Source organism: Mesorhizobium sp. B2-4-12, assembly GCF_006441575.1.
Taxonomy (GTDB): Bacteria; Pseudomonadota; Alphaproteobacteria; order Rhizobiales; family Rhizobiaceae; genus Mesorhizobium.
The window spans coordinates 1-9,644 of sequence record NZ_VFVC01000087.1 but is presented as its reverse complement, the minus strand read 5'-3'; the positions used below and the strand labels follow the sequence as shown (position 1 = coordinate 9,644).

The 9,644-nt window shown below is 63.7% G+C and carries 8 protein-coding genes; 4 read left to right on the top strand and 4 right to left on the bottom strand.

What is annotated here, in order from left to right:
- Nucleotides 1-37 precede the first annotated feature (37 nt).
- The 4 genes from FJ934_RS27500 to FJ934_RS27485 are packed head-to-tail and all read left to right on the top strand — an operon-like array spanning nt 38 to nt 4,730.
- Nucleotides 38-760, top strand: coding sequence for an amino acid ABC transporter ATP-binding protein (locus tag FJ934_RS27500; protein ID WP_181165796.1), 723 nt, complete (start codon nt 38-40; stop codon nt 758-760).
- An 8-nt stretch (nt 761-768) separates the two neighbouring features.
- Nucleotides 769-2,409, top strand: coding sequence for a N,N-dimethylformamidase beta subunit family domain-containing protein (locus tag FJ934_RS27495; protein ID WP_140613537.1), 1,641 nt, complete (start codon nt 769-771; stop codon nt 2,407-2,409).
- Between the two features lies 1 nt (nt 2,410).
- The gene (locus FJ934_RS27490; RefSeq protein ID WP_140613538.1) at nt 2,411-3,796 is read left to right on the top strand and encodes an aspartate aminotransferase family protein; all 1,386 of its coding nucleotides are present in this window, start codon (nt 2,411-2,413) and stop codon (nt 3,794-3,796) included.
- A gap of 4 nt (nt 3,797-3,800) precedes the next feature.
- Nucleotides 3,801-4,730, top strand: a complete 930-nt coding sequence (locus tag FJ934_RS27485; protein WP_140613539.1) for a 3-keto-5-aminohexanoate cleavage protein — start codon at nt 3,801-3,803, stop codon at nt 4,728-4,730.
- A gap of 184 nt (nt 4,731-4,914) precedes the next feature.
- Here FJ934_RS27485 and FJ934_RS27475 read toward each other — a convergent pair whose 3' ends face one another.
- The 4 genes from FJ934_RS27475 to FJ934_RS27460 are packed head-to-tail and all read right to left on the bottom strand — an operon-like array spanning nt 4,915 to nt 9,607.
- On the bottom strand, nt 4,915-5,844 hold the full coding sequence (locus FJ934_RS27475) for a 3-keto-5-aminohexanoate cleavage protein (RefSeq protein WP_140613539.1): 930 nt from the start codon (nt 5,842-5,844) through the stop codon (nt 4,915-4,917).
- A gap of 4 nt (nt 5,845-5,848) precedes the next feature.
- Nucleotides 5,849-7,234: an aspartate aminotransferase family protein gene (locus FJ934_RS27470; RefSeq protein ID WP_140613538.1), complete on the bottom strand. Its 1,386-nt coding sequence runs from the start codon at nt 7,232-7,234 to the stop codon at nt 5,849-5,851.
- A 1-nt stretch (nt 7,235) separates the two neighbouring features.
- The gene (locus FJ934_RS27465) at nt 7,236-8,876 is read right to left on the bottom strand and encodes a N,N-dimethylformamidase beta subunit family domain-containing protein (protein ID WP_140613537.1); all 1,641 of its coding nucleotides are present in this window, start codon (nt 8,874-8,876) and stop codon (nt 7,236-7,238) included.
- Between the two features lie 8 nt (nt 8,877-8,884).
- Nucleotides 8,885-9,607 carry an amino acid ABC transporter ATP-binding protein gene (locus FJ934_RS27460; RefSeq protein WP_181165796.1) on the bottom strand — a complete coding sequence of 241 codons (723 nt, stop codon included), beginning with the start codon at nt 9,605-9,607 and terminating at the stop codon, nt 8,885-8,887.
- Nucleotides 9,608-9,644: the final 37 nt, after the last annotated feature.

Sequence of the window (9,644 nt, the reverse complement as noted above, 5' to 3'; positions counted from 1 at the left end):
GGTCCTCCCGGCGGACAAGAAAACCGTTACCCATGCAATCGGTCCATCCTGTTACCTATCTATCCGGTTCGGACACCTGTCGGTCGAACGTGGGCAGATCGTGGCCATCATCGGGCCGAGCGGCTCCGGCAAGAGCACGCTGCTGCGCTCCATCAACCATCTCGAGACCTTGAACGGCGGTGAAGTCCGGCTCGACGGCGTTCAGGTCAACCAGAAGCTGCAAGGCCAGGCCTTTGAGCGGCACATCAACAAGGTGCGCCAGCAGATGGGCATGGTGTTTCAGCACTTCAATCTGTTTTCACATCTGACCGTGATCGAGAACATCACGATGGGACCGGTGATCCTGAAAGGCATGGCGAAAGCCGAAGCCCGGGCGCTGGCGGTTGGCCTGTTGTCCAAGGTCGGTCTCGCCGACAAGATCGACGCCTATCCGTCGCGGCTTTCGGGCGGACAGAAGCAGCGCGTTGCGATCGCCCGCGCGCTGGCCATGCAGCCAAAGGTGATGCTGTTCGACGAAGCGACCTCCGCGCTCGACCCCGAACTCGTCGACGAGGTCAACGCGGTGATGAAACAGCTTGCCGCCGAACACATGACCATGCTCATCGTAACGCATGAAATGCGCTTTGCCGGTGAAGTCGCCGACAGGGTGCTGTTCATGGACGGCGGCGTGGTGGTCGAGGAAGGCCCGCCGATCGAGATCTTCCGTTCGCCGCAGAAAGAACGCACGCGCAGCTTCCTCAAAAAATATCTTTCCGCCTGAGCACGCCGATGACCAGACTACCCACGGAATTTCCCGATTTCGGACTGACGGAGGAGCAGCGTCGCCACGCGGTGCGCGGCCATTACTACGAGTGGCCCGGGATGGACGGCGATCCCGGCGAAATCTGGTGCTACAGCGACCGCTTTTCCTATCGCGCCGGCGAGACAGTGACGCTGCATGTCAGTTCGACCGCACCGTCCTTCAACATGACGATCGTCCGCGACGGCGGCAGCGAGATGACGGCGTTCGAGAAATCGGGCATCGCGGCGCGCTGGCAGGAAAGTCCGGATCAATGCTCGGCGGAGGGTTGTGCTTGGGAAGCCTCGTTCGAATTGCGCGTGGGAAATGACTGGCCGTCCGGTGCCTATCGGGTGACGCTCACCGCCGACGGACGCGGTGGCAAGCCGATCCTTTGCCACCATCTGTTCATCGTCAGCCCACAGCCGGGCAAAAAACCCGGCCGCGTGCTGCAGGTGGCGGCGACGGGCACCTGGCTTGCCTACAACACCTGGGGCGGCTCGAACCACTATCAGGGCATCACCGGGCCGGATCGCAACCAGTACTCGCCAATCGTCTCGACGCAGCGCCCCTGGTGCCGTGGCTTCGTCGTGCTGCCGCAGGATGCGCCGCGCGTGCCGCTGGAGATCGCCGTGCCGCCAAAAACGGTGCCGCGCTATCCGCATATGGAATGGGCGCTCGCCACTGGCCATTCGAAGAAATACGCCTCGTCGGGCTGGGCCAGCTACGACAGCCATTTCTTTCGCTTCGCCGAACGCGCCGGCTACGGCGTCGATCTCGCCAGTCAGCACGATCTGCATTTCTCGCCCGAGATTCTCGACGGTTACGACTGCGCCGTCTTCGTCGGCCATGATGAATACTGGACCTGGGAAATGCGCGACGCCGTCGATCACTATGTCGAGCGCGGCGGTCATGCGGCGCGCTTCGCCGGCAATTTCATGTGGCAGACCCGCCTTGAGGAGGAGGGCCGCCGGCAGGTCTGCTACAAGTACCGCGCCCGCGCCGAGGACCCGGCCTATCGCGGTGGCGACGTGACCCGCGCCACCAATTCCTGGGAGGCGCCGGAGACAGGCAGGCCGGGTTCGGCAACCTTCGGGCTCAATGCGACACGCGGGCTTTACGCCGGGTGGGGCGGCTGCGCGCCGCGCGGCGTGCGCGGCTTTCCGGTCTATCGGCCTGAGCACTGGGCCTTTGCCGGCACCGGCATCTATTATGGCGACCTGTTGGGCGCCGACAGCCACGTCTATGGCTATGAGGTCGACGGGCTGGATTTCGAGATACGCGGCGGCCTGCCCTACCCCACGGCGACCAGCGGCGCGCCTGATGGATTGCAGGTTCTTGCCGTCGGCATGGCATCCCAGGTCGAGGAAAGCGCCGACATTCCGATCGAGGACCAGTTCCTCACCGACGAGGATGGCCGCTTCAGCGCCGAAACGCTCTTCGGCGACAGGAGCGACGCCAACCTTGAAAAAGTCAAACGCAGCAACGGCATGATCGTCAACTTCCCACGTGGCAAGGGCGAGGTGTTCCACGCCGGAAGCTGCGAATGGGTCGCCGGTCTGCTAAGACAAGACCCGATGGTCGAACGCGTCACCCAAAATGTCCTCGATCGCTATCTCGGAAAGTCCTGACATGTCGAAAGTCCAGCCTGCCGTTCAAGACGCCGACGCCCGGCGCCAATCGCATCTGTTCTACCTCTCCAGCCTGCGCCGGCCGCTGATCGACCGCGCCGAAGGCATCTACATGTGGACGCAGGATGGCCGCCGCTTCATTGATGGATCAAGCGGCCCGATGGTCGCCAATATCGGCCATTCCAACCGCAATGTGCTTGACGCCATGAAGCGGCAGATGGATCGCGCCACCTTCGCCTACCGCCTGCATTTCGAGAACGAACCGGCGGAAGAGTTGGCGCGTGAACTCGCGGGAAAACTGCCGGAAGGCATGGACCGCATCTTCTTCGTCTCCGGCGGCTCGGAAGCGACGGAATCCTGCATCAAGCTGGCGCGGCAGTGGGCGGTCGCCACAGGCCAGGCCACGCGCTGGAAGGTGATCACCCGCTTTCCTTCCTATCATGGCGGCACGCTGGGTTCGCTCTCGATCACCGGCGACGATGCGCTGGCCGAAACGTTCACGCCGATGATGCGGGTGATGCCGACAGTGCCGGCGCCAACCGCCTGGCGTGATCGCGACAATCTGTCGATGGAGCAGCGCGGCATCCGCTATGCCGACATGCTGGAAGAGAAGATCCTGGCCGAAGGCGCGGACAGCGTGGTCGCCTTCATCATGGAACCGATCGGGGGTGCGGCAACGGCAGCACTCGTGGCGCCGGACAGCTATTATGCGCGCATCCGCGAGATCTGCGACCGCTACGGCATATTGCTGATTCACGACGAAGTCATGAGCGGCGCCGGCCGCACCGGCAAATTTCTCGGCAGCGACCACTGGAACTGCAAGCCCGACATTGTCGCGCTGTCGAAGGGGCTGGGCTCGGGTTATGCGCCGCTCGGCGCGCTGGCAGCGCCGATGCGGCTGGTGCAGCCGCTGCTCGCCTCCGGCGGCTTCCAGCACGGCCATACCTATGCCGGCAATCCGCTCGCCTGCGCCGCTGGGCTCGCCGTGCTCGGCGAAATGGACCGGCTCGACCTGATCGCCAACGCGGCTGCCATGGGCGATGTGCTGATGGACGGATTGAAGGGATTGGCCAAGCGCTTCCCTTTCATCGCCGACGTGCGCGGCAAGGGCCTGCTCACCGGCGCCGAAATGGTTGCCGATCCCGATACGCTGAAGCCGATCGACCAGAGCAAGAAAGCGACGCAGCGTCTGCTCGATCTTGCCTATGAGCGTGGGCTGATCATCTATGGCCGCAGGGTCAAAGGCGGCATCGACGGCGACAATTTCATGGTCGCGCCGCCGATGATCGTCACCGGCGAACAGGTCAGCGAGATCATTTCCATCATCGGCGACTCGCTGGAGGTTCTGGCCTCGGAGCTCGACCTGCCCGTCGAAGGCCGGGGCTAAAGGAATGGCGCCGCGAAAAATCATCATCACTTGCGCCGTCACCGGCTCGGTGCATACGCCGTCAATGTCGCCCTATCTGCCGGTGACGCCGGACCAGATCGCGGCTGATGCGATCGCGGCCGCCGAAGCCGGCGCCTCGATCCTGCATCTGCACGCCCGTGACCCCGGGGATGGCCGGCCGACCGCCGATCCGGACATCTTTATGCAGTTCCTGCCGCGCATCAAGCAGGCGACGTCGGCGGTGATCAACATCACCACCGGCGGCTCGTCGCTGATGACGCTCGACCAGCGGCTGGCGGCGCCACTGAGGGCAGAGCCGGAAATGTGCTCGCTCAACATGGGCTCGATGAATTTCGCGCTGTTCCCGATGCTCGACAAGCCACGGGAATGGCAGCACGAATGGGAGCCTAAGCTGCTGGAAGCCACCCGCGACACCATCTTCAAGAACACCTTCGCCGACATGGAAGGTGTGATCGACAGACTGGGCAAGGGCTGCGGCACGCGCTTCGAATTCGAATGCTACGATGTCGGCCACCTCTATTCGCTGGCGCATTTCCGCGACCGCGGGCTGGTGTCGGGGCCGCTGTTCATCCAGTTCGTGCTGGGCATACTGGGGGGCATTGGCGCCGATCCGGACAATCTCATCCACATGAAGCGGATCGCCGACAAATTGTTCGGCGACAGCTACCAGTTCTCCGTACTGGCGGCCGGCCGCAACCAGATGCCGCTGATCTCGATCGCTGCGGCGATGGGCGGCAATGTCCGTGTCGGGCTGGAAGACAGTCTCTACGATGGCCGTCAGCTGGCGAAATCCAATGCCGATCAGGTGCGCCGTATCCGTGGCATTCTCGACGGACTGTCGCTGGAAGTTGCCACGCCGGCCGAAGCGCGCGAGATGCTGGCGCTCAAGGGCGGCGACCGGGTGGCGTTCTGATGTTGGCGCCAGGCACCCCCCTCTGGCCTACCGGCCATCTCCCCCTCAAGGGGGGAGATTGGCAGTGTCGCCGATGGCGCCTTTCTTGCAACATCGGGGATTGGCGAAGGCGCAGGCGACATCTGATCTCCCCCCTTGAGGGGGAGATGTCCGGCAGGACAGAGGGGGGTGCCTGGCGCCAACATCAGAACGCCACCCGGTCGCCGCCCTTGAGCGCCAGCATCTCGCGCGCTTCGGCCGGCGTGGCAACTTCCAGCGACAGTCCGTCGAGAATGCCACGGATACGGCGCACCTGATCGGCATTGGATTTCGCCAGCTGACGGCCATCGTAGAGACTGTCTTCCAGCCCGACACGGACATTGCCGCCCATCGCCGCAGCGATCGAGATCAGCGGCATCTGGTTGCGGCCGGCCGCCAGTACGGAGAACTGGTAGCTGTCGCCGAACAATTTGTCGGCGATCCGCTTCATGTGGATGAGATTGTCCGGATCGGCGCCAATGCCCCCCAGTATGCCCAGCACGAACTGGATGAACAGCGGCCCCGACACCAGCCCGCGGTCGCGGAAATGCGCCAGCGAATAGAGGTGGCCGACATCGTAGCATTCGAATTCGAAGCGCGTGCCGCAGCCCTTGCCCAGTCTGTCGATCACACCTTCCATGTCGGCGAAGGTGTTCTTGAAGATGGTGTCGCGGGTGGCTTCCAGCAGCTTAGGCTCCCATTCGTGCTGCCATTCCCGTGGCTTGTCGAGCATCGGGAACAGCGCGAAATTCATCGAGCCCATGTTGAGCGAGCACATTTCCGGCTCTGCCCTCAGTGGCGCCGCCAGCCGCTGGTCGAGCGTCATCAGCGACGAGCCGCCGGTGGTGATGTTGATCACCGCCGACGTCGCCTGCTTGATGCGCGGCAGGAACTGCATAAAGATGTCCGGATCGGCGGTCGGCCGGCCATCCCCGGGGTCACGGGCGTGCAGATGCAGGATCGAGGCGCCGGCTTCGGCGGCCGCGATCGCATCAGCCGCGATCTGGTCCGGCGTCACCGGCAGATAGGGCGACATTGACGGCGTATGCACCGAGCCGGTGACGGCGCAAGTGATGATGATTTTTCGCGGCGCCATTCCTTTAGCCCCGGCCTTCGACGGGCAGGTCGAGCTCCGAGGCCAGAACCTCCAGCGAGTCGCCGATGATGGAAATGATCTCGCTGACCTGTTCGCCGGTGACGATCATCGGCGGCGCGACCATGAAATTGTCGCCGTCGATGCCGCCTTTGACCCTGCGGCCATAGATGATCAGCCCACGCTCATAGGCAAGATCGAGCAGACGCTGCGTCGCTTTCTTGCTCTGGTCGATCGGCTTCAGCGTATCGGGATCGGCAACCATTTCGGCGCCGGTGAGCAGGCCCTTGCCGCGCACGTCGGCGATGAAAGGGAAGCGCTTGGCCAATCCCTTCAATCCGTCCATCAGCACATCGCCCATGGCAGCCGCGTTGGCGATCAGGTCGAGCCGGTCCATTTCGCCGAGCACGGCGAGCCCAGCGGCGCAGGCGAGCGGATTGCCGGCATAGGTATGGCCGTGCTGGAAGCCGCCGGAGGCGAGCAGCGGCTGCACCAGCCGCATCGGCGCTGCCAGCGCGCCGAGCGGCGCATAACCCGAGCCCAGCCCCTTCGACAGCGCGACAATGTCGGGCTTGCAGTTCCAGTGGTCGCTGCCGAGAAATTTGCCGGTGCGGCCGGCGCCGCTCATGACTTCGTCGTGAATCAGCAATATGCCGTAGCGGTCGCAGATCTCGCGGATGCGCGCATAATAGCTGTCCGGCGCCACGAGTGCTGCCGTTGCCGCACCCCCGATCGGTTCCATGATGAAGGCGACCACGCTGTCCGCGCCTTCGGCCAGGATCTTCTCTTCCAGCATGTCGGCATAGCGGATGCCGCGCTGCTCCATCGACAGATTGTCGCGATCACGCCAGGCGGTTGGCGCCGGCACTGTCGGCATCACCCGCATCATCGGCGTGAACGTTTCGGCCAGCGCATCGTCGCCGGTGATCGAGAGCGAACCCAGCGTGCCGCCATGATAGGAAGGAAAGCGGGTGATCACCTTCCAGCGCGTGGCCTGGCCTGTGGCGACCGCCCACTGCCGCGCCAGCTTGATGCAGGATTCCGTCGCTTCCGAGCCGCCGGAGACGAAGAAGATGCGGTCCATGCCTTCCGGCAGTTTTCCCGCGAGTTCACGCGCCAACTCTTCCGCCGGTTCGTTCTCGAAATGCAGGCGGTAGGCGAAGGTGGCGCGATCCATCTGCCGCTTCATGGCGTCAAGCACATTGCGGTTGGAATGGCCGATATTGGCGACCATCGGGCCGCTTGATCCATCAATGAAGCGGCGGCCATCCTGCGTCCACATGTAGATGCCTTCGGCGCGGTCGATCAGCGGCCGGCGCAGGCTGGAGAGGTAGAACAGATGCGATTGGCGCCGGGCGTCGGCGTCTTGAACGGCAGGCTGGACTTTCGACATGTCAGGACTTTCCGAGATAGCGATCGAGGACATTTTGGGTGACGCGTTCGACCATCGGGTCTTGTCTTAGCAGACCGGCGACCCATTCGCAGCTTCCGGCGTGGAACACCTCGCCCTTGCCACGTGGGAAGTTGACGATCATGCCGTTGCTGCGTTTGACTTTTTCAAGGTTGGCGTCGCTCCTGTCGCCGAAGAGCGTTTCGGCGCTGAAGCGGCCATCCTCGTCGGTGAGGAACTGGTCCTCGATCGGAATGTCGGCGCTTTCCTCGACCTGGGATGCCATGCCGACGGCAAGAACCTGCAATCCATCAGGCGCGCCGCTGGTCGCCGTGGGGTAGGGCAGGCCGCCGCGTATCTCGAAATCCAGCCCGTCGACCTCATAGCCATAGACGTGGCTGTCGGCGCCCAACAGGTCGCCATAATAGATGCCGGTGCCGGCAAAGGCCCAGTGCTCAGGCCGATAGACCGGAAAGCCGCGCACGCCGCGCGGCGCGCAGCCGCCCCACCCGGCGTAAAGCCCGCGTGTCGCATTGAGCCCGAAGGTTGCCGAACCCGGCCTGCCTGTCTCCGGCGCCTCCCAGGAATTGGTGGCGCGGGTCACGTCGCCACCGCGATAGGCCGGGTCCTCGGCGCGGGCGCGGTACTTGTAGCAGACCTGCCGGCGGCCCTCCTCCTCAAGGCGGGTCTGCCACATGAAATTGCCGGCGAAGCGCGCCGCATGACCGCCGCGCTCGACATAGTGATCGACGGCGTCGCGCATTTCCCAGGTCCAGTATTCATCATGGCCGACGAAGACGGCGCAGTCGTAACCGTCGAGAATCTCGGGCGAGAAATGCAGATCGTGCTGACTGGCGAGATCGACGCCGTAGCCGGCGCGTTCGGCGAAGCGAAAGAAATGGCTGTCGTAGCTGGCCCAGCCCGACGAGGCGTATTTCTTCGAATGGCCAGTGGCGAGCGCCCATTCCATATGCGGATAGCGCGGCACCGTTTTTGGCGGCACGGCGATCTCCAGCGGCACGCGCGGCGCATCCTGCGGCAGCACGACGAAGCCACGGCACCAGGGGCGCTGCGTCGAGACGATTGGCGAGTACTGGTTGCGATCCGGCCCGGTGATGCCCTGATAGTGGTTCGAGCCGCCCCAGGTGTTGTAGGCAAGCCAGGTGCCCGTCGCCGCCACCTGCAGCACGCGGCCGGGTTTTTTGCCCGGCTGTGGGCTGACGATGAACAGATGGTGGCAAAGGATCGGCTTGCCACCGCGTCCGTCGGCGGTGAGCGTCACCCGATAGGCACCGGACGGCCAGTCATTTCCCACGCGCAATTCGAACGAGGCTTCCCAAGCACAACCCTCCGCCGAGCATTGATCCGGACTTTCCTGCCAGCGCGCCGCGATGCCCGATTTCTCGAACGCCGTCATCTCGCTGCCGCCGTCGCGGACGATCGTCATGTTGAAGGACGGTGCGGTCGAACTGACATGCAGCGTCACTGTCTCGCCGGCGCGATAGGAAAAGCGGTCGCTGTAGCACCAGATTTCGCCGGGATCGCCGTCCATCCCGGGCCACTCGTAGTAATGGCCGCGCACCGCGTGGCGACGCTGCTCCTCCGTCAGTCCGAAATCGGGAAATTCCGTGGGTAGTCTGGTCATCGGCGTGCTCAGGCGGAAAGATATTTTTTGAGGAAGCTGCGCGTGCGTTCTTTCTGCGGCGAACGGAAGATCTCGATCGGCGGGCCTTCCTCGACCACCACGCCGCCGTCCATGAACAGCACCCTGTCGGCGACTTCACCGGCAAAGCGCATTTCATGCGTTACGATGAGCATGGTCATGTGTTCGGCGGCAAGCTGTTTCATCACCGCGTTGACCTCGTCGACGAGTTCGGGGTCGAGCGCGGAGGTCGCTTCGTCGAACAGCATCACCTTTGGCTGCATGGCCAGCGCGCGGGCGATCGCAACGCGCTGCTTCTGTCCGCCCGAAAGCCGCGACGGATAGGCGTCGATCTTGTCGGCGAGACCGACCTTGGACAACAGGCCAACCGCCAGCGCCCGGGCTTCGGCTTTCGCCATGCCTTTCAGGATCACCGGTCCCATCGTGATGTTCTCGATCACGGTCAGATGTGAAAACAGATTGAAGTGCTGAAACACCATGCCCATCTGCTGGCGCACCTTGTTGATGTGCCGCTCAAAGGCCTGGCCTTGCAGCTTCTGGTTGACCTGAACGCCGTCGAGCCGGACTTCACCGCCGTTCAAGGTCTCGAGATGGTTGATGGAGCGCAGCAGCGTGCTCTTGCCGGAGCCGCTCGGCCCGATGATGGCCACGATCTGCCCACGTTCGACCGACAGGTGTCCGAACCGGATAGATAGGTAACAGGATGGACCGATTGCATGGGTAACGGTTTTCTTGTCCGCCGGGAGGACC